The sequence below is a fragment of the Chelativorans salis genome, assembly GCF_025336525.1.
In the GTDB taxonomy this organism is placed as follows: Bacteria; Pseudomonadota; Alphaproteobacteria; order Rhizobiales; family Rhizobiaceae; genus Chelativorans; species Chelativorans salis.
This window is the reverse complement of sequence record NZ_JAOCZP010000002.1, coordinates 59,281-83,079: the sequence shown is the minus strand read 5'-3', so window position 1 is coordinate 83,079 and position 23,799 is coordinate 59,281. Positions and strand designations below refer to the sequence as shown.

The window sequence follows — 23,799 nt, the reverse complement described above, 5'->3', positions numbered from 1 at the left end:
TTATTCTTCCCTGGGGCCGATCCGAGTGCTGATTTCGCCCAACCCTTCGATGCTGACGACGCAAGTATCGCCCGGCAGCAGCGGTCCGACGCCTGCCGGCGTGCCGGTCATGATCAGGTCGCCCGGCGCGAGCGTGATGGAATGCGAAAGGATCGATATGATCTCGGGCACCGACCAGATAAGCTCGGCGAGATCCCCGTTCTGCTTCGTCTCCCCATTCACGGTGAGCCGGATCGAGCCCTTGTCCGGGTGCCCGACCGCCGCCACGGGATGAACCGGGCCGATCACAGCGGAGCGGTCGAACGCCTTGCCGAAATCCCAAGGGCGCCCCTTGTCCCGCGCCTGAAGCTGCAGATCCCGCCGGGTGAGATCGTTGCCGATAGCGTAACCCCAGACGTGGCTCAAAGCCGCCGCTTCGGAGATATTGCGCCCGCCCGTGCCGATCGCGACGATCAGTTCCGCCTCGTAGTGAAAATTTTCCGTCTGCGGTGGGTAGGCGACGGTTTCGCCAGAATCCACGACGGCATCCGCCGGTTTGCTGAAGAAGAACGGCGCTTCGCGGTCCGGATCCTTGCCCATCTCGCGAGCATGGGCCGCATAGTTCCTCCCGACGCAGAAGATGCGCCGCACCGGAAATCTGTCCGGGCTTCCGGCGACAGCCACACTCGCGGTCGGTACGGGAGAAAAGACGTAGGACATTATTGTTTCCTTGTTCCTTGGTTCAGCTTGCATGGCCCATATCGAATGCGCCGTGCACAAGATGCTTCATATCCGGGTTGTGTTCTCCGCCCCCACAGAGAGTGATTCTGCTTCGGTCCGCTCACGCCCCAGCAGCCAGAGCACGATCAGAGCTGCCATGCCCGCCGCATTGAACCAGAGGGTTGCGGCCCCGATGATTCCGGGCGGCAGGAGCAGCGCCGCACCCGCGAGCCCCGTCAGCACGCGCCGCACCGGACCGGCCGGGCCATGAAGCCAGCCGATAAAGGCGCTGGAGATCGCGTAGACCCCCAGGATCGCCGTCACAACTGCCAGGACGATGTCGACCGGCTCGCCGATCAAAAGAAGAGAGGGCGAGAAGACGAAGAGGAAGGGAATGATATAGGCAGTCCACCCGAAGCGCATCGCCTCGAACGCGGTAGCCATCGGCGGCGCCTTGGCGATGGACGCCGCGAAGAAGGCGCCGATGCCGATGGGCGGCGTCACCATGGACATCATTCCGAGATAGAAGATGAAGAGGTGCGCGGCGATCGGCTCCACGCCGGTTTCGATCAGCGAGGGCGCGACGAGCACTGCAAGCAGCAGGTAGACGCCCACCGTCGGCATGCCCATGCCGAGCACGAGGCAAACCGCCGCCGAGATCAGCAGGAGAAGCAGCAGACTGCCCTGCCCCAGATCGACCAGGGCGAATGTCACGGCGAACCCAAGGCCCGTCACATTCAGCACGCCGATGATGAAACCGGCTGCGGCAGCGATCATGATGATGTCGATAATCGACCGGCCGCTCTCAACGGCTGCGTTCCAGAGATCGCGCAGAGACATGCGGCTCTTACCGTAGCCCATGAAAAGCCCGATCAGGAGGGCCGCACCGCCGCCCCAAAGCGCCGCGGTCTCCGCCCGCTGGTTGAACCAGAACAGCGCCGCGACGATCGCCGCGAAGGGCAAGGCGAAAACCCACCCGCGGGTCACGACGCGGCCCACCGGAGGGATATCCTCCCCCTCCACCGGCTTTATGCCATGCTTTGCCGCCTGCAGGTCAGCCTGCACATAAAGCGCGACATAATAGAGCAGCGCCGGCACGATCGCCGCCACGACAATCTCCGAGTATGGCTTCTGCAGGATATCAGCCATCAGGAAGGCCACAGCGCCCATGACCGGCGGCGCGATCTGCCCGCCGGTCGAGGCGACCGCTTCGATTGCCGCCGCCGTGGCGCGGCGGAAACCGGAATTGATCATCAGCCGGATCGTGACCACGCCGGTCGCAACGATATTCGACACCACCACGCCGGATATCGAGCCGAAAAGAGCCGAGGCGACGATAGAGATCTTCGCCGAGCCACCGCGCCTGTGGCCCATGGTGGCGAGCGCGATGTCGTTGAAGAAATCGGCACCGCCTGAGCGCAGCAGGAGTTGCCCGAACAGAACAAAGGCGACGACAACTGTGGCCGCGACGTTGAGCGTTACCCCGAAAAGGCCGTTCGGATCGAAAGCGAGATAGACGGCCAGGCGCGGAAGCTGGACCTCGCGGGTTTGCAGTACCCCCGGCACGAGATGGCCGACGAGCCCGTAGAGCACGATCGCCAGCACGACGATAACGAGCGTCATTCCAACCGTCCGGCGCAGCCCCTCGAGCACCAGGAGGAACAGAAGACCGCCGGCGACGAGCGCATTCCACGGCAACAGCATGGCATTGGCCAGCAGGCTTGGATACGCCCAGGCAACATAGAAAGAGAGGCCGAGGCCGAGCGCGGCGAGAACCAGGTCTGCGATTGGAGGCGCAACGGCCTTGTCGGTGCTCCTTGCCCGGCGGGTCAGGAACACGAGCCCAAGGCTCAATCCCAGGATCACCGCCAGGAACTGCTCTGTGTAATAGGAGTAGCCGAGCCGGGACGGCAGATCGGCGGCCTGTGCCACGGCTACCAGCGTGAGTGTGCCGGCAAGCGCATGGATCAGGTGCCGGACCCATGCCGGACCGCCCACATCTTCAACAATTGCGGAGCCGGCAGCGTTTTGCATGATCTTGTCGGTCACTCGGTGCCCTTCCCGTTTGGGTTGGCAGGGGCGGCTCCGCACCGCCCCGCATGAGGCCTCAGGCTACTCAGAGACCGATTGCTTGACGCCGCGCTCTTCGAAGAAGGCGACGGCGCCGGGGTGATACTCCAGTCCCGGATAGCTCTTGTAGGCAGTCTCGAGATTGAGCGCCTTGAGCGGCGGGTAGGCGTTGCCGATGGCTTCGGCGTTGTCGAAGATGACGGACAGAAAGGCCTCGACCTGCTCGTCCGGCACATGCGCCCCGGCGACGAGGGTGTTGTCCCAGGTGACGAACATCATTGGCTCCTTGACACCAACTCGCACCGGCGCCGGAGCGACCTCGGAAAAGTAGAAGGCAGGCCGCACTGCTTGGATCTTGGCAAGCGTCTCGTCATTGGCTTCCACAGTGAGGAAGCGGACGCCGCCGACCGAGGCGTCGACCTCGGCCACCTTGGGCCCACCGACGGCGAAGAAGGCGCTGTCGACGCGGCCGGAGGCCATGTCGTCCGAGCCGCGGATCAGCTCAGGCACGGGTACCTGCTTGACATCATCCCAGGTCAGCCCACCGGCCGCGAGGATGGCGGTGATGTGCGACCGCGCAATGGTGAAGGCGTCCCAACCGGCAGGCACGCTCTTGCCCGCGAGATCGGAGACGGATGTCATCCCGGAATTCTCCTTCACATAGAGCCCGACCGGGAACGGGTTGATCCGCGCAACTGCGCGAAGATTGGGCATCGGGGCACTATATTCGCCGCTACCCTCAAACGCGGAAATGACGTCGTTCACATCGTTCAGCGAGAACTCCGCAATGCCTTCATTCAACGCCTGCATCATCTGGGCGTTGCCGCCGTAGGGCTGCACCACCATGCGCATATTGCTGCTTTCGCGTGCCTGACCGGCCATGACCGACGCCATGGTGTTCCACACCGATCCCTGCGGCGGTGTGGAGATGGAGCTGACCTGCCCGGCTGCAGGCGCCGCGAGCCCCAGGGCCAAGCCTGCCGCCAACAAATAGCTGGTGATTTTCATTTTATTCCTCCCTTGACGAAACCTGCCGGACGCACCGCGCAATCCCGGCTCACCTATTCCAGTTCAAGTGTCAGGCGCCCCGAGCCTTAAGGCCGTTCCGCGTCACACGCTTTTCTCTTTCGCCCGCAGCAATGCCTGCCGGTCGATCTTGCCGGTGCCGGTCTTGGGCAGATCGGCGACATACTCGACGATGCGCGGATATTTGTAGGGCTGCAGGCGTGACTTGACGTAGGCGCGCAGTGCGTCGCTCCGCTCCTCACTGCCTGCCTTGCCCTCACGCAGCCGCACGACGGCCCGGAGCGTCATCCGGCGGTCGGCCATCTCGTGAGCCAGGACGACGCATTCGTGCACGTCCGGATGCTCGTTCAGGCAGCGCTCCACCTCGAGCGGCCAGACCCACTGGCCCGACACTTTGATCAGCTCGTCGGCGCGGCCTTGGAAGTAAAAGTACCCGTCCTTCTCGATGAAGCGGTCGCCGGTGTAGAGCCAGTCTCCACGCATCGTATCGCCGGTCTTGTCCGGCCGGTTCCAGTAGCAGGGCGCAGAGGAATGGCCGCGCACGAACATCACGCCCTCCTCGCCGGGCGCCGCCGGCCTGCCCTCGGGCGTCTCTAGGCGCACCTCATAGCCGGGCACGCGCGCGCCGGCCGAGCCGATCCTATGGTCGTCAAGGCTGTTCGACAGATAGATGTGCAGCATCTCCGTCGAGCCCAGCCCCTCGGTAGGGCCATGCCCGGTCAGCGCCTTCCACGCATCATAGATATCCTGCGACAAGATTTCCGCCGCCGACATGGACTGGCGCAGCGAACTCAGGTCCCGCTTCTCAGCACCCTCGGCTCGGGCCAGCGCGGTATAGAGCGTCGGCAGGCCGAAAAGTACGGTGGGGCGAAAACGCTCGATCGTATCCAGTACCGCGTTGGGGCGCGGCTGTCCCGGCATCAAAAGCGTGGTCGCGCCGATTGAGAAGGGAAAGGTGATCGCATTTCCGAAGCCGTAGGCGAAAAAGATCTTCGGCACCGAAAAGCAGATGTCGTCGGGCCGCAGCTTCAGCACATGCTCGCCGAAGGACGCTTGCGTATAGGCTATGTCGTGGTGCAGATGGACGATGCCTTTGGGCCGTCCAGTCGAGCCCGAGGAATACATCCAGAAAGCCATGTCGTCCGGCCCGGTGTCTGCGCAGGCAAGTTCGTGTGGCCGCCCGGCAAGGAAATCCGCAGCTGCGATGCGACCTGCCCCTTCGGCCTCCCCGTTCGCGATTACAACCCGCTCGAGCGCGGTGCCTTCCAGCGTCTCCGCTCCGAACCGATCCACCAGCAAAGCCTCGCAGAGGGCAATCCGTGCGCCAGTATCCCTAAGGAAGAAGTTCAGGGTGTCCGGCGTCGTTTGCGTGTTCAACAGCACGGGCACGAAGCCCGCCCGCACAGCTCCGAAGAAGGTGGCCGGATAGACCGGCGTATCATCGAGGAAGAATGGGATACGCTCGCCGCGCTTCAGCCCGGCAGCGATGAAGGCATTGCCCCAGCGCGCCGCCTCGGCCACAAGTTCCGCATAGGTCATCGTGCCGGCTGGCCCTATGAGCGCCGGCTTGTCCGGGTTGCGCTCGAGATTGTCCCACAGGATGGCGGAGCAGTTCGGGTGCGCCGCCTTGTCGAAGCCGATCTCGACCGCGCCGGGCACGTTGTCCGCAACCGGATCGGCCAGCGCGCCGCGCCCCTCTGCCGCCTTCTCGGCGTCGTAGCGGGCCATGAAGCCGGGCGCCATCTTGCGCAGACGATCCATGTCCACGCGGCCGGAGCGGGTGATGTAGTCGAAGGCGAAATCGACCGGAGCCAGCGCCATCTTCTCGGCAAAGCTCTCGTACCAGATGGCGGATGTGTTGGCGGCGTCGACGATCTTCTTCCCGATAGGCTGGCGCTCGGCCTGGTAGGCGGCCAGCGCCTCGTCCAGATCGTTATGCGCAGCAAGCGAGCGGACGAGCGCAATAGCATCCTCCATCGCCAGCCGCGTGCCCGAACCGATGGAGAAATGCGCGGTGTGGGCTGCATCACCCAGAAGCACGTACCGCCCGGCAGCCCAGTTCCGGCACCACAGCCGTGGAAACTGCCGCCACATCGACTTGTTGGTGATCAGCGGCGCACCTTCCAGGACATCGGAAAAAATTGTTTCGCACAGCCGCGCGCTCTGCGCCTCATCCATGTCCGCGAAGCCATACGCGCCAAAGGTCGCCGCATCACATTCGACGATGAAGGTGCTGCGGTTCGGGGCGAAGCGATAGTGATGCGCGTTGAGCGCGCCCTTGTCGGTAGTCACGAAGCTCTGGGTCAGCGTCTCGAAGGGTCGCTCCGTACCGAACCAGGCGAAGTGATTGCTGAAATGGTCGAGCATCGGCGCGAATTCCGCCTCGAGCGAACGGCGCACCAAGGAATTCAGCCCGTCCGCCCCGACGATCAGATCGGCCTGCAGCTCATCAAGCGCCGTCACCTGGCAGGAGAAGCGCATCTCCACGCCAAGCGCCTCAGCACGCTTGCGCAGAATTTCGATCAGCTCCAGCCGGCCGATAGCGGAAAATCCGACACCGTCGAGGATAACCTGCCCGGCGGGCAGGTTGAGCGTCATGTTCCGCCAGCGCTCCATACAGGGCGTTACGAGATCATGCGTCTCAGGATCGTCGGCCCTGAGGAAGTCCAGTGCCTGATCCGAGAAGACGACGCCAAAGCCGAAGGTAGCGCCTCGCGGATTCTGTTCCGTCACCCGCACCCGCACTTCCGGCATCGTCCGCCGCAGCAGGATCGCCGCATAAAGGCCCGCCGGACCGCCTCCCAAAATCTCTATGCTGGACAGGTTCGCCATGCCTCCTCCCAAAGGTCGATCGACACTTCTTGACCTAAAGGATAGAGTGGTTTTCACATTATGCAATATATTTCATGGAGCGGAAAAATGGAGATCACGCATAGCCTTGATTATTCAGTCAGTTTTGGCGATTGCGACCCTGCGGGCATCGTCTTCTATCCGAACGTCTACGCCTGGTTCGACCGCACTTTCCATGAGTGGCTCTGGCAATTCGGGGGCCATGAGGCCCTCTGCCAAAGGCTTGAGGCTCTCGGTCTGGGGCTGATGGAAGCGAGTGCTCAGTTCCGCCGGCCGATGCGGAATGGCGATCTGCTGTCCCTCACTCTTTCCGTCGAAGAATGGGGCCGCAAAACCTTGCAACTCGCCTATGAGGGCCGCGTCGGCGGCCAGCTCGCTGTTGTGGGGACAGAAGTGCGAGGGCTGTTCAAGCTTGGCGATACGGGTATGGTCGCCGCGGAAATCGAGGCGCTGCGCGGGATAGTGGAAGCCAATGGCCAAAGATGATAATGGCAACGAGCATACGGGCGGCATTCAATCGCTCGACGCGGCACTGCGACTGCTGAACGCCATGATCGAGCGCCGCGCTCCGGCGTCCCTGTCGGAGTTGGCGCGCGAGTGCGGAATGCCGCCAAGTAAGGTGCACCGCTACCTGGCGTCGTTCCATCATGCGGGCCTTGTGGAACAGGCCGGCCGCTCTGGCAAATATGACTTGGGTCCGGGGGCGGTGACACTCGGCCTCTCAGCACTTGCCCGCCACGATTTCGTCAACCGCGCGTCCGACGCCCTGCCTGATTTACGCGACGAATCCGGCCTGACTGCCCTCCTCTCCGTCTGGGGAACTCAAGGTGCGACCGTCATCCGTTGGGAGCGGGCGGCTTCCCCCATGGTCACCTCGATGGGTCTCGGCACTACATTACCGCTGCTCAACTCCGCCACTGGCCGCGCCTTCCTCGCCTGGGCTCCGCCTGCACCCCTTCAAGCGTTTCGGGAGGCCGAATTGCGCCATGCGCGCCAGAACCCGGCGGTTGCCCCCGATCTGCTACCGACGGAGGAGGACATCGACAAGATGGTCCAGACCATCCGCACCCAGGGCTATGCATCGGTGGAAGGCAAGTTCATTCCGGGCCTTGTCGCCATCGCCGCTCCGATCCTCGACTGGCAGAGGGAAGCACAGGCCGTAATAACCCTGATTGGAACAGATCCGGCGGTGGTGCAGCCAAGATCAGAAGCTGTCGAGCGGCTCACTGCTTTTTGCAAGGAGCTTTCATTCGCCCCTATGATCACTGGCGGTGCACGATAGCACTACCTCGTTATTAGCTCCGCGCTTGAGGCTCTACGCTGTAGAGTACCGGCGGCGCGCTCCCAGGAGCGTCGCCCTTTCAGGCGGGTTTCGTCAGCCGCCTGCCTGGCTGGTGACGCGCATGATAGCGCTGGAGCTGTTGTTGTCGGCTTCGGTGATAGCGTAGACCGCACCATCCGGCCCGACCTTGACGTCCTGGACGCGCGCTCCGAGCGGGATACGCTCCTCGCTCGTCACCCGCCCCTCCTCCAAATGAAGGACGACAAGGCTTTCGCTGACCAGGCCGCCAATGAGGACGGCGCCGTCCCAGGCGGGAAATTCTTCGCCTTGGTAGAAGGCCATCCCGGACGGGGCGATGACCGGATCCCAGTAATAGACCGGCTGCTCCATGCCTTCCATCGCGGTGAGGCCGAGGCCGATGGGCGCGCCGCCATAATCAAGGCCGTATGTGATGGCCGGCCAGCCGTAGTTCAGGCCCGCTTCCGGCCGGTTGAGTTCGTCGCCGCCCATCGGCCCGTGCTCGACCGTCCAGAGGCGACCTTCCGGATCCAATGTGGCCGCCTGGATATTGCGGTGGCCGTAGGACCAGATTTCAGGCTGGATCGCGGCGTGCCGCGCGAACGGGTTGCCTTCGGGCGCAGATCCGTCCGGATTGATCCGGAAGATCTTGCCGAGCCCGGATGTCAGATCCTGGGCCTGGTCCCGGATGGGTGTATCGGAGCGCTCGCCGACCGTGACAAAGAGATGGTCATCCGGCCCGAAAACGAGGCGCGAGCCAAAATGCATGTCCCCGTCATAGGCCGGGGTCTGCCGAAAGATGATTTCCAAATCCTGCAGCGTTCCGGTGCCTGACCCGTCCGTTTCCAAACGGGCGCGGGCGACGCTCGTCCCGTTGCCGCCGTCCTCGCGTGGCTCGGAGAAGGAGAAATAGATCATACCGGTTTCGTCGAAATCGGGAGCGAGCGCGACGTCCAGAAGCCCGCCCTGGCCCTGGGACATCACCTCGGGAACGCCCTCGATCGGCGCCCCCACCTCGCCCTCGGAGGAAACGATCATCATGTCGCCTTCCTTGGCGGTCACGAGCATAGCCCCATCGGACAGGAACTCCATCGACCACAGATTCGACAGATCTTCAGCAATCGTTTCGGTTTCGACGGCGGTCTTCTCGGCAGGAAGTGGCGTTCGCGTCTGGTTTTCGAACACCGGCTCCTGGTCAGGCGCCTTGGGTAGAGAAGTCTCAGCCGTCTCACCCCTGGCAGTTCCCTCACCGCTTGTCTGGGCAAGGGCAGGACCGCATAGGACCGCTGTTATCGCGAACAGAGACACAAAGCGTGTCATGAAAGCCTCCTCTGTGGAACAAGCCGCCTCCGGGAACGTCATCTCGTGGGGCGAGATAGAGCAGGTTTCGGGCAATTCAATCTGGCCTTCTCATGTCTCGGCGGGCGACGCATGTCCCAAACGGGACAAACGCTGAGCGGTATATTATCAGCGATTCGCAAGGGCTCGCGGGCCGCCTATGGGCGCATGGAAAGCCTCAAACTGAACGCATGAGTAGCAAGACCGCCCTGATCCAGATCGCCGGGCCGCCGGCGGCAGCCTCTGTACCGAGGCGGCGAAGATCGGCTGTCGGTCGATCTCATGTTCATGGTTCCTACATCTCACCCTCGCTCACCTCATCCCGTCGTATCAACAGGCCCTGAACGCCGCGCACCTCAGGATGCGCGCGGCTCAGATGGCGAGATATTCATGGCGCAGGCTTTCCTTTTCGAGGACTTCCTTGGCCGAGCCGTCAAAAACCAGTTCGCCGGTGTCGAGGATGATCGCCCGATCGGCGATCCTGAGCGCAGCGACCGCGTTCTGTTCCACGATGATCGTGGTAATGCCCGCGTTGCGCACTTCGATCAGAGCCTTCTCGATGTCGTGGCGGACCACCGGCGCGAGGCCCTCGTAAGGTTCGTCCAGGAGAAGCAGCTTGAGGTCGCGGGCGAGCGCGCGGCCGATGGCAAGCATCTGCTGCTCGCCGCCCGAAAGCGTGTTGCCTTCCTGCCTGCGCCGCTCCTTGAGACGCGGGAAAAGCGTGTAGATGCGCTCATAGGACCAGCCGGTCTCGCCGGAAATGCAGGCGAGATCGAGGTTTTCCTCTACGGTCATGCCCGGAATGATGCGCCGGTCTTCAGGAACGAGTTGGATGCCGTGACGCGCCGCTTCAAAGGATTGCATCTTGTGGACCGGCTCTCCCCTCAGCCAGATCTCGCCCTCACGCAGCATCGGCGAATCGGTGCGGGCGATCGTGCGCAGCGTCGATGTCTTGCCGGCGCCGTTGCGGCCGAGCAGCGCAAGGATCTCCCCTTCATTGATGTCGAAGGAAATGTCCTGAACGATGTAGCTGTCACCATAGTAGGCCTGCAAGCCGCGCACTGCGAAATAGTGCGACCTGGGATCGACGTTGAGGCTGGCGGCCTGTTTCGGCTCCTGCATGGCCATGTTCATACCTGTTCCTCTCCGAGATAGGCTTCCTTGACCTTCGGGTTGTTCTTGATTTCCTCAGGCGAGCCCTGCGCAATAATGCGTCCGCCGGCCAGCACGGATATGCGGTCGGCAAGCGAAAACACCACGTGCATGTCATGTTCGATGATGACCTTCGTCATCCCGCGTTCCTTGATCTTCCGGAGCAGATCGATGGTCGCATTGGTGTCATGGCGCGCCATGCCGGCGGTGGGTTCGTCGAGCAGCAGCAGCTTGGGGTGCTGGATCAGCCCCATGGCGAGTTCCAGCCTGCGCTTGTCGCCGCGCGAGAGGCTGGAGGCGGTCATATGAATGCGGTTCTTCAGGCCGACATCGGCGATGACCGCCTCCGCCTCGTCGCGGATTTCGGTTTCGCCGGAGAATGCGGTAAAAGGATTGAGCTTGAAATGGCCGTCGCGCCGCGACAGCGCCGGCACCATGACGTTTTCCAGAACCGAAAGATCGAGGAACACCTCCGGTGTCTGAAAGACCCGCGCCACGCCGAGCTGGTTGATCTCGTGCGGCGATTTTCCCGTCAGCGCGTCGCCGTCGAAGACAACGGCGCCGCGGTCCGGCTCGATCCGGCCGACGCAGACATTGAGAAGCGTCGACTTGCCGGCGCCGTTCGGGCCGATGATCGCATGGGTCTCGCCCTGGCGCACGTCGAGATCGACGTTGGAGAGCGCGTGGAGACCGGCAAAACTTTTGTGCACGTCATCGATATGCAGCACCCTGTCGGGAATGTCGCTCTGGAAGCCCCGCTCACCGGCGACGTCGTCCCTTATCGTTTCAGCCACTGACATCGTTCTAGTCCCGTTCTGCTATGGGTGTCGTGGTTGCCACCGGCCGGGGTGGCGGCGATGCGCCGTTCGCGAAGGCCCGGCGCAGTCGCCGGAAGCCCTCCATGACGCCGCCGGGCAGAAAGATCACGATGATCATGAACATCAGACCGAGCGTCAGGTGCCACCCTTCGCCGACGAAGAAGGAGAAGAATTCGACGACAAAATCCTGCACCGGCTCCGGAAGGAAGGAGAATGCACCGTGCAGGATGCCCTCGTTCCAGGACGAGACCTTCTGCTCGGCATATTTGATGAGGCCGGCGCCGAGCACCGGCCCGACGAGCGTGCCCGCACCGCCGAGGATCGTCATCAGGACCACCTCGCCGGAGGCCGTCCACTGCATGCGCTCTGCACCCGCGATAGGATCGGTGATGGACAGGAGCGAGCCGGCCAGCCCGGCATACATGCCCGAGATTACGAAAGCGGCGATCAGATAGGGGCGGGTATGGATGCCTGTGTAGTTCAACCGGTTCTGGTTGGATTTGATCGCCTTCAGCATCATGCCGAAATTGGATCGCGAGATGCACATGGCGATGAAGAAGCAGACGATCAGCAGGACGGCACAGAAGTAGAAGCCGGGATAGCCGCTCATCTTCATGCCGAACAGGTTGGTGATGGGGACGCCGACTTCCGGAATGCCCAGGGCCTGGTCGATGATGCGCACGTCGCCGTCGCGCAGCGAGACTTCCGCGCTTTTACGGATGGCACGCACCTGAAGGCCGGTTTCGCCGTTCGTGATCGGCGTGAGTACCGAGTAGGCCAAATTGTAACTCATCTGCGCGAAGGCGAGCGTCAGGATCGAAAAGTAGATGCCCGCGCGGCGTAGCGAGATATAGCCGATGAGGAGGGCGAACACGCCGGCAATCGCGATCGACAGGGCCAGGGCCGGCAGTACGTTCATCGTCAGCAGCTTGAAGGACCATACGGCCGCATAGGAGCCGACGCCGAGGAAGGCGGCATGGCCGAACGACAGATATCCCGTCAGCCCGAACAGAATGTTGAAGCCGACCGCGAAGATCCCGTAGATCGCAAATTTCTGCAGCAGGTCGGGATAGGCCGCGCCGATCGGCTCCAAGGTCCATGGAAGGGTCAGCACGACCGCACTGAATATGACCAGCAGCAACCAGTCGGAGCGCGAAAAGGTTCCCAGCATCACTTACTCCTCTGCCACGCCCCGGCGGCCCATCAGGCCGCGCGGCCGGGTCAGCAATACGATCACTGCCACGAGATAGACGATGATCTGGTCGATGCCGGGCAGGATCGACTTGATCTCGTTCATCGATGCGAAACTCTGCAGAATCCCGAGCACGAAGCCCGCCAGCACCGCTCCGCCAAGCGAGCCCATGCCACCGACGACAACCACGACGAAAGACAAGACCAGGAAGTCCATGCCCATGTGGTAGTCGGGTGGCAGGATGGGCGTGTACATGGCTCCCGCGACCCCGGCGACAACCGCCGCCAGCCCGAACACGACGGTGAAGCGGCGCTGGATGTTGATGCCGAGAAGGCCGACGGTTTCCCGGTCCTGCATGCCGGCACGCACCACCATGCCGAAGGTGGTGAACTGCAAGAAGGCGAAGACGGCGAATATGACGAGGGCCGAGAACAGGAAATAGACGAGTCGCCACCACGGATAGATGACATTGTCCCCGAGCCCGAGCCAGCTTCCGACATTGGCCGCACCGGCGACGATATCCGGTGCCGGTTGCGGGATGGGGTTGGCGCCGAAATAGTGGCGCACGATCTCCTGGAGAACGATGGCTAGGCCGAACGTCACGAGAATCTGGTCGGCATGCGGGCGCTTGTAGAAATGCTTGATCAGGCCCCGCTCCATCGCCACACCGATGACCGCCATCACGACGATTGTGAGCAGGATCGAAATCGGCACGGACCAGTCGAGCAGGAATCCGGCTAAGTCCGGCCCGAACCATTGCTCGATATAGGGCACCTTCTCGACGCGCGGATTGCCGAGAAAGTCCTTCTCCGTCTCGCTCACCCTCTCGAAAGAGATGTTGAGGAGGCGGTTCAGCGTCACCGCGCAAAACGCGCCAAGCATGAACAGCGCGCCGTGCGCGAAGTTGACCACGCCCAGCGTGCCAAAGACCAGCGTGAGACCGAGGGCGATAAGCGCGTAGGCGCCGCCCTTGTCCAGTCCGTTGAGTATCTGGAGAAAAATCGCATCCATGTTCGACAACCGAGGAATTCCGCGGGTTCCGCCACCCGCTGCAAGGCGATGTCCCGCTCCCGGCCGCCGGGCGGTGGCCGGGAGCGGGACGCCAGTGGGACGGGCTAGACGCCGTCGTTGTACGGGCCGAGCTCGCCGCCGAGCAGCTCAGGATCGTATTCGACCTGGGCACGCGGCGTGACCTCGACGACCTCGAGGAGGTCGAATTCGGAGGACGGGTTCTCCTTGCCCTTCACCACCAGCACGTCCTTGAAGCACTGGTGATCGGCGGCGCGGTAGAGGACGGGGCCGTTGCCGAGGCCGTCGAACTCGAAGCCTTCGAGTGCCTTGCCGACTTCCGAAGGCTGGAAGGTGCCGGCGCGCTGACAGGCATCCGCATAAAGCAGCGCCTGTGAGTAGCAGGTGTGGGCGGCCTGGGACGGCGGGAAGCCATATTTCTCGCCGAAGGACTTCACGAAGGCTTTCGAGCCCTCATCCTGCAGCGACCAGTGCCAGTTGGTGGAACCGAAGATGCCCTTGACGTTTTCGCCGGCGCCCTGAGCCATGAGACGCGAATACAGCGGGACGACGATGACGAAGTCCTTGCCGTTGACCTGCTTGTCGCGCAGGCCGAACTGCACGGCCTGGGTCAGGGAGTTCACCATGTCCTTGCCATAGTGGTTGAGGACGAGCACGTCGGCGCCCGAATTGAGAACCGGCGTCAGATATTGCGAGAAGTCGCCGGCGCCGAGCGGCGTGCGCACGGCGGAAACGGTCTCCCAGCCGAGGCCCTCGGTATATTTCTTGATCGACTCTTCCTGCGACCAGCCCCAGGTATAGTCGGCCGTCAGGTGGTAGGCTTTGCGGTCGGTGCCGTAGGCGTTCTTCAGCACCGGTGCCAGGGCCGCGCCCGTCATTTCGGTGTTGAAGAAGTGGCGGAAGCCGTTGGCGCGCTTGTCCTTGCCGGTCGTGTCGTTGGAGTGGGTCAGACCGGCCATGAAAATGACGCCGGCCTCCTGGCACAGGCCCTGAACGGCGATGGCCACGCCCGAGGATGAACCGCCGGTGATCATGACGGCGTCGTCATTCTCGATCATGCGCTTGGCCGATGCGCGGGCGGCATCCGACTTGGTCTGGGTGTCACCGGTGACGAATGCCACTTTCTTGCCGTTGATGCCGTTGCCCTCGAGCGCCTTGGACGAGAAGGTGTTGAGCATCCCGCCGTCGCCTTCGCCGTTCAGATGTTCGACCGCGAGCTGGTAGGCGCGCAGTTCGTCCGCCCCCTCGTCGGCATAGGCGCCCGTCTGGGGCACGTTGAAGCCGAGCGTCACCGTGTCGCCTGTCGGCGCATTGCGGTAATCCATGCTCTGCGCGAATGCGCCCCTGGAAAAGAAATGAGGCGTCGCCAACGTCGCCGCGCCGGCGGCGGCGCCGAGCTGCAGTATCTTTCGGCGGTTCGGGTATAGAATTTTCATCACGTTCCTCCCATGGAATGCTTGCCGGCGAGATGCCGGACTGACCGCACGCGGCCTCCCCGCAGATAGCCGGCTTTGCGTAAATTTTACAATAAGCCTTTGGTTTAACATATCTTTTTTGTAAATTATTTTATGGTACATGCTGTATTTTTGTAATAAATTATCAAAAAAAGGGATTGAGGGCGGTATGACGCAGAAGCTGACAGGGCTAAAGATCCGCGCCTATCGCAAGGAACGGGGCCTGACCCAGGCCGATCTGGCGCAGCGCGTTGGCATTTCCGCGCCCTATCTCAACCTCATCGAAGGGAATCGCCGGCCGGTGGGCGATGCGCTGCTGAAGAGGATCTGCGCCGAGCTCGATGTGGGCATCGCGCAGCTCGACGGCGGAGCGGAGCGACGTCTCGTGCAGGCGCTCGAGGAACTGGCGGCGGATCCGCGAATCGGTGACGCCCGCGGGAGGCCCGCCAATGCCGAGGAGCTGGTCGGCCGACATCCGGACTGGAGCGATTTCATCCTGCGACTGTTCCGGGCTTATGAAGATCAGCGACAGGCGGTGCTGGCGCTCGCCGACCGTCTGAACCGCGACCCGTTTCTGGGGGAGAACGTCCACCAGATGCTGACCAGCGCGGCCTCGCTGAGTTCGGCGGCTGAAATCCTGGCTGGCGGCAATCTGTCCGAGGAGGAGCGGCGGCGGTTCGATGCGATCGTCCAGGCGGACGGTGCCAGGCTTTCGAAGACCGCGCGGGCGCTTCTCGGCTTTTTCGACAATACGGAAATGCGCATCCGCTCGGCGACACCGAGTGAGCACGTCGACTCCTTCATTCTTCAGGAGAACAATCATTTCCCCGCACTCGAGGCGCTTGCCGAGAGCTTTCCGGGATCGTTTCCGCATGGCGGGTTCGAAGATGCAGCGCCCCTTAGGGAGGGTTTCAGTGAAAGCGGCCATGCAGTTGCAGCGCCAGAAACCAGGCGCTTCGCGCTGATGAAACAGACGGCCCACCGGATCGGGCGCGAAGCGGTGGCGGAGATCGTGAGCGGCCATTTAGCATTGCCGTCGGAGGAGTCGCGCGACCTCGCCAGGGCGGCGCTCCACAGCTATCTGGCGGGGGCGATGCTGATGCCCTATGAGCGCTTTCTCGAAGCAGCCGAGCGGCACCGTTACGACATTAATGCGCTGTGCCGGCAATTCGGCGTTTCCTATGAACAGGCTGCGCACCGGCTGGTGACGCTGCGCAGGCCCGGCGCGGAAGGCGTGCCATTTGCCTTCATGCGCTCGGACGTTTCGGGCCACGTCACCAAACGGCTGCCGCTGCCCGGGCTGGCGCTGCCGCGATACACCACGGCCTGTCCGCTGTGGGTCATCTACGGCGCCTTCCAGACGCCGGAGATCACGGTGCGCCTATATGGCGAACTGCCCTCGGGAGACCAATTCCTGTTTTTCGCCCGTGCCGTAGACAAGACTCCGCCGCGCGTCGGCTATCCGCGCAAGCTTCTGTCGGTGATGATGGCCTGTCCGGCAAGCGAGGCCGGCCGCGTCGTCTATGGCGATGGGCTGGACCGGGGGAGCGCCGTCGTACCGATCGGCACCGTGTGTCGCCTTTGCCCGCGAGAGGAGTGCGTATATCGTCAGGAGGAGCCGCTAATTGCCGGTTCGGACATCTCGGACAAAAGGCGTATGGCCACCGACATTTGACCCGTGTAGGAAGGTTCAAAGGTGGGGAGTGAGGGTTGTCCGATCGTATTCTGATTGTGGAAGACGAGCCGAACATCGTCGAATCGCTCCGCTTCATTCTGGAGCGGGCCGACTACGACGTGCATTCGATCTCGGACGGTCGCGCGGCGCTTGAACGGCTGCGCGAGCAACCTTACTCCGTGGTCGTTCTGGACATCATGCTTCCCGGCATGAACGGGCTCGATGTGCTGCGCGCCGTGCGCCAGGACGACAAGCTCGCACATCTGCCAGTGATTGTACTGACCGCGAAGGGGCAAGCGCAGGATCGGCGGGCTGCGGCGAAGGTCGGCGCCAACTCCTTCATCACCAAGCCCTATTCCAATGCCGAAGTCGTCAAGCGGGTCGGGGAATTTGCAGGACGGTGAAATGGAACGCTTCGAGGCCGGGTCCCGTGGCATCAGGGACGCAGCATCGATGCTGCCCTTTTTCGCGATCGTGCTGTTCGTTCCGCCTGTCGTCCTGATCTTCGCAAAGCCAGCGACGCTGCTCGGCATCCCGGTGATCGTTGTCTACCTTTTTGCCGTCTGGGCGTGCGTGATCGCGGCCGCCTTCCTGTTCTCCCTGCGGCTCGGCAAGCCCGGCCAAAGGCCGCCACGGGATGGCGGAGTCGGCTGATGCTGCCCACCGATCTCGTCATCCTCGTCTGCGTGAGCTATGTGGCGATCCTTTTCGCCGTCGCCTTCGCGGGCGACCGCCGCGCAAGGCGCGATCCCTCCGGCTGGCTGTCCTCACCGCTGGTGTACACCCTGTCGATCTCGATCTACTGCACGTCGTGGACCTTCTTCGGCGCCGTTGGCTCGGCGGCGCGCAACGGCTTCGAATTCCTGACGATCTATCTGGGGCCGACGATCGTCTTTGTCGGCTGGTGGGTGTTTTTGCGCAAGCTGGTGACGGTCGGTCGCATCTACCACACGACCTCCATCGCCGACCTGATATCGGCGCGTTTCGGCAAGGATCCGATGCTAGGGGCGCTGGTCACCATCATGGCGATGGTGGTGACGGCCCCATATATCGCGCTGCAGCTACAAGCGCTCACATCGAGCTTTCAGGTCATCACCTTCCCCGCCGGCGCCGTGACCGCCGCCAACACCAATCTCGAGCCGAACTTCACCACCGCGTTTTGGCTGGCGGCCGGGCTTTGCGCCTTTTCCATAATCTTCGGGGTGCGCAACATAGACGTCAACGAGCGCCATCACGGCGTGATCGCGGCAATCGCCGTGGAGGCGGTCGTCAAGCTCATCGCGCTGCTGGTAGTCGGCGTCTGGATCATCTTCGCGATCCAGGGCTCGCCAGCCGCAGTGTTCAACGACGCGCCGGTCAGTCTGACCAATCCACAGGATGCCTTCGGCATTCGTTGGATCACACTGTGCTTCCTGGCAGGGGCGGCTGCGATCTGCCTGCCGCGCCAGTTCCAGGTCACGGTGGTGGAGAATTCCAGTGAGAGCCAGATCAGGACCGCGTCCTGGCTGTTTCCCCTCTACCTTTTCCTGATCTGTCTTTTCATTATCCCGATCGCGGTGACGGGCCTCAACCGGCTTCCCACCGGGTCGAACCCGGACCTGTTTGTGCTCACCCTACCGCTCAGCGCCAACCAGGATGCAATGGCGATGCTCGCCTTCCTGGGCGGTTTTTCCTCGGCAACGTCCATGGTGATCGTCTCCTCCATCGCGCTGTCGACGATGATCTCCAATCACCTGATCATGCCGCTCGCCCTGCGCCTTTCGATAGCACCGGCGGCAAGCCCGCGGGCAATGCAAAGCTTCATCCTCGGCGCTCGGCGGGCCAGCATTGTCTTCATCGTGTTCCTGGGCTTCCTCTATTTCTTTCTCAGCGGTGCGTCCGACGCGCTGGCGGCGATTGGCCTGATCTCGTTTTGCGGCGTCGCTCAGTTCCTGCCGAGCCTGGTCGGCGGGCTGTTCTGGCGCAATGCCACGCATGGCGGCGCGCTAGCCGGGCTTGTCGCCGGATTCGCGCTGTGGGGCTACACGCTGTTCCTGCCCAGCTTCGGCGGCGCGTTCCTGATGTCAGAGAGTGTTATCCTTCACGGCCCCTGGGGTATCGATTGGCTAAAACCACAGGCGCTGTTCGGGATCGAGAACATGGACCCTCTCGTTCACGCGACCTTCTGGAGCCTTTTCACCAACGCAATGCTGTTCGTGTGTGTTTCGGTGTTTTCGGAGCCGACGCCCCTGGCGCGCTACCAGTCGCGGCTCTTTGTCGACGTGTTCCGGCGCCAGACCGATTCCGAGCTCTCCGTCATGCGGCGCACGGCGCGCGTCGCTGATCTAAAGCACATCGCCAACCGTGTGCTGGGCGCCAAGGAGGCGCTCGGCCTTTTTGCGCAAAAGGGGGCGCCGGGGCGTTCGGCGATCGCCAGCGACGTTTTGATTTCCCAGGTGGAGCAGCGGCTGGCCGGAAGCGTCGGCGCGGCCACAGCCCGCACGCTCGTTTCCAGCGTCGTCACCAGCGAGACAATCAGCGTGGAAGAGCTCAAGCGGCTCGCCGACGAGACCGAGCAGATCCGCGCCTATTCGGCCGAGCTGGAACGCAAATCGTGGCAGGTGGAGGCCACGGCCGTCGAGCTTGCGCAAGCCAACGAGCAATTGCGCGAAATCGACGTGCAGAAGGACGCATTCTTGAGTCAGGTAAGCCACGAAGTGCGCACACCGATGGCCTCGATCCGCTCGTTCAGCGACATACTGCTGTCCGATTCCTCTCTCGATCCGGAGCGCAGAGAGCGCTTCCTGCACATCATCCAGGCTGAAAGCATCCGCCTGACGACGTTGCTCGACGGAATTCTCGACCTCAGCCAGCTCGAAAACGGGGATGTGAACTGGACGGTGGAGCCTTTCGATCCAAACACCGCACTCGATCAGGCGATGGCCAGTTGCGAGACATTGGCGAGCGCGGCGGGCGTGAAGCTGGTGCGCAAGGGCCGCGTGCGACGCTGCAGCGTCAGCGGTAACCGGGACAAGCTGGCGCAAGTGTTCATCAACCTGATCTCCAACGCCATCAAGTACAACACCAATGCCAACCCGGTGGTGACGGTGTCGAGCTCGGTGCACAAAGGGGTCTACGAGGCCCGCGTATGCGACAATGGTCCCGGCATACCGGCATCGGAGCGCGAGCGAATTTTCCAGCGCTTCGCCCGCGGCCCGATGCCGCGCCAGGTGGGCGCCGGGCTGGGGCTCGCCATCAGTCGGCAGATCATGGAGCGGCTCGGCGGAAAGCTTACGCTGGCCGACAGCAAGCGCGGAGCGGAGTTCGTGATCACCCTGCCGACACTGTCCGGCGTCAGCACCAGGGGGACAAAATGAGTTGGCAAGAAGGACGGGGTTCTGGCTCATCGCGACGACCACCGGCTCCGGATCGGAGACTGGCGATCGCTGCTGGATGTGATCCGGGAATTCGCCGTGGGCTGCTGTCCACCCTGCCCTGAGCCGGGCGGGATGACCCGCGGCCGCACGCTCACCCCCCGAAGGAGACCCGGCCGTCGTTTGTCCGGTTGATGACCGCCCAGATGGCGACTGCTGGCTCGTCGCCAATGGCCCAGAGGCGATGCGGCGTCTGCGCGTTGAAGGAGACCGAGTCGCCAGCTTCGAGCTCGTGTTTCTCAAACCCGATCTGCAGCCCGAGTCGCCCTGACATCACATAGGCGTATTCCTTGCCGCCGTGGCGGAATAGGGAATCGGGCGGACAGGATTCGGCTCCGGGTTCGTAGACCACGTAGAGGAACTCGACCTCGTCGTCCGCGTGCGCCGTAAGCCGCTCCCAGACCACGCCACCCGAAAGGCGGATGCGCTTGCGGCTGTGGCTGCGCTGCACCGGGCCTCCTTGTTCCTCCGGGCCGGCCTTCCGTTTCGAACGTTCAGATACGCTGAACAGTTCGTCGATGGTCAGGTCGAGTTCCGAGGCAACCGACCACAGGGTGCTCACCGACGGCATCACCAGTCCGCGCTCGACCTGCGAGATCAGGCTCGGCGAGACGTTGATCCTGCGCGCCAGCTCCCGCACGCTGACATTCCTGCGTTCGCGCTCCACCCGCAACCGGTTGCCGATGGCTAGAAGGTCAAGCTGGTTCGCTTCACCGCCCGCGCGTTCCTCGTCCGGCGAAGCGGTGCGGCGGCTCTGTCCTGTTGTAGCGTCGTTCGTCATTTTCTTGTGATATGCCTCTTCGGGAGCGCGGCTCTTGACACCTAGCCCGTTAATGTTCATGAAACAAGTTCATTGATACTGAACAGTGCCCCGGCAAGGTGCTCTATGGTTCATTACGTCGCCCGCGCGTCCGATATCAAGCTCACTCCCGCCCTTCGCGAGCACGCCCGGAATTTCAGGCGCTGTTCCGTGATCGACCGCAGCGTCGGCGCAACCCATACCGGCCTCGGTCTGTGCGAGCTAGACGCTGACGGACACATTGAGCGGCACGTCCAGTCCTTCGAGGAACAGTTCTACATCACCGAGGGCAATCCGACACTCGTTTTGGAGGATCGCGGCTATCCGCTGGTGCCGGGCGCCTGCGGCGTGATCCCGGTGGGAACGCCGCACGCCTGGATCGGGCCGGAGACAGGCACTGCAAAATGGATCGACTTCATGACGCCGATCCCACGCGAGGAGGGGCCGGCCGACGTCTTCTTTCTCGGCGCGATAAAGGACGTACCGGTTGAGCCCCTCGATATCCGCGACCCGCGCACGCGGCACTTCTTCCGCATGCGGGACGACGACATCACGCTCGACAAGCTCAAGGTCGGCGCGCGGGTGGATGCCCCCACCGTCTCGGCCAGCATGGCGACCGCACTGCTTGCCTATAGCGGCATCGCGGTAAAGATGCTCGTCGACCAGCGGCTTTCTGCGGCACTCGGAACAATGTTCATGGTGGAGTACCAGCCCGGCGGCGTCGCGCACCAGCACGACCACCCGCTGGAGGAGGCGTACGTGTTCCTCGACGGCGAAGTGGAGGCGACGGCCGACGGCGAGAAATATCTTCTGAAGCAGGGCGACGTGCTGTGGACGGGGGTTGGCTGCATCCACTCCTTCGCCAACAGGAGCGAGGGGACAGTGCGCTGGCTGGAGACACAGTCGCCGCAGCCGCCGGCGCAGCACTCCTACCGCTTCAACCGGGACTGGGAGTATCTCGAAAACAAGATCAGGGAGGGTTGAGCCATGGCCGAGCGGGCGATCATCGTCGGCGGGACCCAGGGAATCGGGCTGGAGATCGCACGCAAGCTGCTTGCGCGCGGGGATGAGGTCATCATCACCGGCCGTGACCGGGCGCGCGCGGAGGCTGTGGCGGCTGAACTCGGATCGGGTGCAAGCGGGCTTGGCCTCGACCTCTCGGAGCCGCACACCATTGCGGCCGCACTCGCCGGGATTCCCGGCGTGCGGCACGTGGTGATCACGGCGATCCTGCGCGATGCTAACTCGGTCCGCGAATATGACGTGGCAAGGGCGATCAGCCTCGTCACGCTAAAGCTCGTCGGCTACACGGAGGCGATCCACGCCCTTCTGCCCAGCCTCGAGGCCGATGCCTCCATCGTGCTCTTTGGCGGGCTAGCCAAGGAACGCCCCTACCCTGGCTCGACCACCGTCACGACAGTGAACGGCGGCGTGTCGACCTTGGTGCACACGCTGGCCGTCGAGCTTGCGCCCGTGAGGGTGAACGCGATCCACCCCGGCATCATCGGCGACAGCCCCGCCTGGAAGGACAAGAACCTCGACAACGTGATCGCACGAACGCCGACGAAACGCCTTGCCACCATGCAGGACGTGGCGGGCACCGCGCTGTTCCTGCTCGATAACCAATCGATCAACGGAGTGAACCTGAACATCGACAATGGTTGGCTGCTGACCTGAGCAGCAACGAAACGGGAGGAGAGGATGAGGATTTCGAGGAGACAGTTCACAAAGCTGAGTGCTGCTGCCTCGGTCGGCCTGGCGGCACCCGCGATCTGGACCAAGGGCCGTGCCCAGAACCGGCCGGTCCGCGTCGGCTGCAGCGCTTCGCTCACCGGGCCCCTGTCGGGCACAAAGAATATGGTGATCGGCTACGAGCTATGGCGCGATGACGTCAACGCCGCCGGCGGGCTTCTGGGGCGCGAGGTGGAGCTCATCGTCTATGACGACCAGAGCGCTCCGTCCAACGTCCCCGCCATCTACTCCAAGCTGGTGGACGTCGACCAGGTGGACTTCCTGTTCACGCCCTATGGCGCGAACCTGACAGCCACCATCATGCCCTTCGCCAAGCAGCGGGACCGCTTCATCGTCGGTATCCTGACGCTGGCGAGCAACGATCAGCTCAAGCACGACAAGTTCTTTCAAGCTGCCCCGTGGGGGCCGGACGGCGCGACCAACTGGGCACGCGGCTTCTTCGACATCGCCAACAGTACAGGCGTGAAGAAGATGGCGATCTTGGCCGCCGACACCGAGTTCTCCAAGACGGCCGCCGAAGGCGGCAGGCGGGTGTCGGAAGAGTTCGGCATGGATGTGGTCGACTTCCAGATGTACCCGCCGACCAACCGCGATTTCTCCGCAATCATCCGCAACATCCGCGCGACTGAGCCCGAAGCCGTCTTCGTATGCTCCTATCCTGCGGATTCGACGGCCATCGTGCACGGAATTCAGGAGATCGGCCTTGGCGATTCCGCGCGCCTGTTCGGCGGCGGCATGGTTGGCCCGCAATATGCCTCGCTCATGGAGAGCCTCGGGCCCTCGCTCAACGGCATCGTCAACTTCCACCTTTACGTGCCCGAGCCGACCATGAAATTCGAGGGCATCGAGAGCTTCCTCGACCGCTACCGGCCGATCGCCGAAGACCGGCAGGTCGATCCGCTCGGCTTCTACATCCCACCCTTCTGCTATGCGGCGGGGCAGTTCATCTCCACCGCCGTCAACGCCACCGGATCGCTCGACCAGACGGAGGTGTCGAACTGGCTGCACGAGAACCCGGTGGACACGGTCGTGGGGCAGATCAACTTCGACGAGATCGGCAACTGGACGGAGCGCCGCGTTCTGATGATCCAGTTCCAGAACGTCGACGGCAGCGGGATCGACCAGTTCCGGCAGGCCGGCAAGGAGGTCATCATCGATCCTCCCGACTACAAGAGCGGCGAGCTCGTTCCCTTGATGGACGCCCGCAAGACCTGACACGCACGGGACGGCCT

The 23,799-nt window shown here is 63.1% G+C and carries 20 protein-coding genes and 1 pseudogene; 9 read left to right on the top strand and 12 right to left on the bottom strand.

Annotation, left to right across the window (positions count from 1 at the left end):
• The 5 genes and pseudogenes from N5A92_RS06220 to N5A92_RS27435 form a co-directional block, all read right to left on the bottom strand.
• Positions 1-699 carry a fumarylacetoacetate hydrolase family protein gene (locus tag N5A92_RS06220; RefSeq protein WP_260901116.1) on the bottom strand — a complete coding sequence of 233 codons (699 nt, stop codon included), beginning with the start codon at positions 697-699 and terminating at the stop codon, positions 1-3.
• A gap of 66 nt (positions 700-765) precedes the next feature.
• The gene (locus N5A92_RS06215; RefSeq protein ID WP_260901114.1) at positions 766-2,748 is read right to left on the bottom strand and encodes a TRAP transporter permease; all 1,983 of its coding nucleotides are present in this window, start codon (positions 2,746-2,748) and stop codon (positions 766-768) included.
• Between the two features lie 63 nt (positions 2,749-2,811).
• Positions 2,812-3,819, bottom strand: a complete 1,008-nt coding sequence (locus tag N5A92_RS06210) for a TAXI family TRAP transporter solute-binding subunit (protein WP_260901112.1) — start codon at positions 3,817-3,819, stop codon at positions 2,812-2,814.
• Positions 3,820-3,879: 60 nt separating this feature from the next.
• Entirely contained in the window at positions 3,880-5,523 is a 1,644-nt protein-coding gene (locus tag N5A92_RS06205) for a benzoate-CoA ligase family protein (RefSeq protein WP_260902283.1), read from the bottom strand.
• Between the two features lie 147 nt (positions 5,524-5,670).
• Positions 5,671-6,276, bottom strand: a pseudogene (locus N5A92_RS27435) (FAD-dependent monooxygenase); the annotation flags it as partial.
• Positions 6,277-6,714: 438 nt separating this feature from the next.
• Between N5A92_RS27435 and N5A92_RS06195 the strand changes: the two are divergent.
• Positions 6,715-7,131, top strand: a complete 417-nt coding sequence (locus tag N5A92_RS06195; RefSeq protein ID WP_260901110.1) for an acyl-CoA thioesterase — start codon at positions 6,715-6,717, stop codon at positions 7,129-7,131.
• Positions 7,118-7,927 carry an IclR family transcriptional regulator gene (locus tag N5A92_RS06190; RefSeq protein WP_260901109.1) on the top strand — a complete coding sequence of 270 codons (810 nt, stop codon included), beginning with the start codon at positions 7,118-7,120 and terminating at the stop codon, positions 7,925-7,927. The genes N5A92_RS06195 and N5A92_RS06190 overlap by 14 nt, the downstream gene beginning before the upstream one ends.
• Positions 7,928-8,020: 93 nt before the next feature.
• Here N5A92_RS06190 and N5A92_RS06185 read toward each other — a convergent pair whose 3' ends face one another.
• The 6 genes from N5A92_RS06185 to N5A92_RS06160 form a co-directional block, all read right to left on the bottom strand.
• Positions 8,021-9,265 (bottom strand): PQQ-dependent sugar dehydrogenase, encoded by a 1,245-nt coding sequence (locus N5A92_RS06185; RefSeq protein ID WP_260901108.1) that lies wholly within the window; start codon positions 9,263-9,265, stop codon positions 8,021-8,023.
• A gap of 390 nt (positions 9,266-9,655) precedes the next feature.
• On the bottom strand, positions 9,656-10,411 hold the full coding sequence (locus tag N5A92_RS06180; protein WP_260902282.1) for an ABC transporter ATP-binding protein: 756 nt from the start codon (positions 10,409-10,411) through the stop codon (positions 9,656-9,658).
• A 2-nt stretch (positions 10,412-10,413) separates the two neighbouring features.
• Positions 10,414-11,235 (bottom strand): ABC transporter ATP-binding protein, encoded by an 822-nt coding sequence (locus N5A92_RS06175; protein ID WP_260901107.1) that lies wholly within the window; start codon positions 11,233-11,235, stop codon positions 10,414-10,416.
• A gap of 4 nt (positions 11,236-11,239) precedes the next feature.
• Complete coding sequence (locus N5A92_RS06170) at positions 11,240-12,424, bottom strand: branched-chain amino acid ABC transporter permease (protein ID WP_260901106.1); 1,185 nt, start codon at positions 12,422-12,424, stop codon at positions 11,240-11,242.
• A gap of 3 nt (positions 12,425-12,427) precedes the next feature.
• Positions 12,428-13,456 (bottom strand): branched-chain amino acid ABC transporter permease, encoded by a 1,029-nt coding sequence (locus N5A92_RS06165; protein WP_260901105.1) that lies wholly within the window; start codon positions 13,454-13,456, stop codon positions 12,428-12,430.
• A gap of 104 nt (positions 13,457-13,560) precedes the next feature.
• Complete coding sequence (locus N5A92_RS06160) at positions 13,561-14,910, bottom strand: substrate-binding protein (RefSeq protein WP_260901104.1); 1,350 nt, start codon at positions 14,908-14,910, stop codon at positions 13,561-13,563.
• A 187-nt stretch (positions 14,911-15,097) separates the two neighbouring features.
• Between N5A92_RS06160 and N5A92_RS06155 the strand changes: the two genes are divergently transcribed.
• Genes N5A92_RS06155 through N5A92_RS06140 form a run of 4 tightly spaced genes read left to right on the top strand, consistent with a single transcriptional unit; the run spans position 15,098 to position 19,959 of the window.
• A complete protein-coding gene (locus tag N5A92_RS06155) occupies positions 15,098-16,603 on the top strand; it encodes a helix-turn-helix domain-containing protein (protein WP_260901103.1) in 1,506 nt (501 codons plus the stop codon).
• 35 nt (positions 16,604-16,638) lie between these two features.
• Positions 16,639-17,007, top strand: coding sequence for a response regulator transcription factor (locus tag N5A92_RS06150; RefSeq protein WP_260901101.1), 369 nt, complete (start codon positions 16,639-16,641; stop codon positions 17,005-17,007).
• A gap of 1 nt (position 17,008) precedes the next feature.
• Positions 17,009-17,257: a hypothetical protein gene (locus N5A92_RS06145; RefSeq protein WP_260901099.1), complete on the top strand. Its 249-nt coding sequence runs from the start codon at positions 17,009-17,011 to the stop codon at positions 17,255-17,257.
• Entirely contained in the window at positions 17,257-19,959 is a 2,703-nt protein-coding gene (locus N5A92_RS06140) for an ATP-binding protein (RefSeq protein WP_260901098.1), read from the top strand. The genes N5A92_RS06145 and N5A92_RS06140 overlap by 1 nt, the downstream gene beginning before the upstream one ends.
• 151 nt (positions 19,960-20,110) lie before the next feature.
• On the opposite strand, the gene N5A92_RS06135 is transcribed toward N5A92_RS06140, so the two are convergent.
• A complete protein-coding gene (locus N5A92_RS06135; RefSeq protein WP_260901097.1) occupies positions 20,111-20,797 on the bottom strand; it encodes a helix-turn-helix domain-containing protein in 687 nt (228 codons plus the stop codon).
• A gap of 189 nt (positions 20,798-20,986) precedes the next feature.
• Here N5A92_RS06135 and N5A92_RS06130 point away from each other — a divergent pair, with 189 nt between their 5' ends.
• The 3 genes from N5A92_RS06130 to N5A92_RS06120 are packed head-to-tail and all read left to right on the top strand — an operon-like array spanning position 20,987 to position 23,782.
• Positions 20,987-21,799 carry a cupin domain-containing protein gene (locus tag N5A92_RS06130; RefSeq protein WP_260901096.1) on the top strand — a complete coding sequence of 271 codons (813 nt, stop codon included), beginning with the start codon at positions 20,987-20,989 and terminating at the stop codon, positions 21,797-21,799.
• Between the two features lie 3 nt (positions 21,800-21,802).
• Complete coding sequence (locus tag N5A92_RS06125; RefSeq protein WP_260901095.1) at positions 21,803-22,492, top strand: SDR family oxidoreductase; 690 nt, start codon at positions 21,803-21,805, stop codon at positions 22,490-22,492.
• 24 nt (positions 22,493-22,516) lie between these two features.
• Complete coding sequence (locus tag N5A92_RS06120) at positions 22,517-23,782, top strand: amino acid ABC transporter substrate-binding protein (protein ID WP_260901094.1); 1,266 nt, start codon at positions 22,517-22,519, stop codon at positions 23,780-23,782.
• The last annotated feature ends 17 nt before the right edge of the window (positions 23,783-23,799 follow it).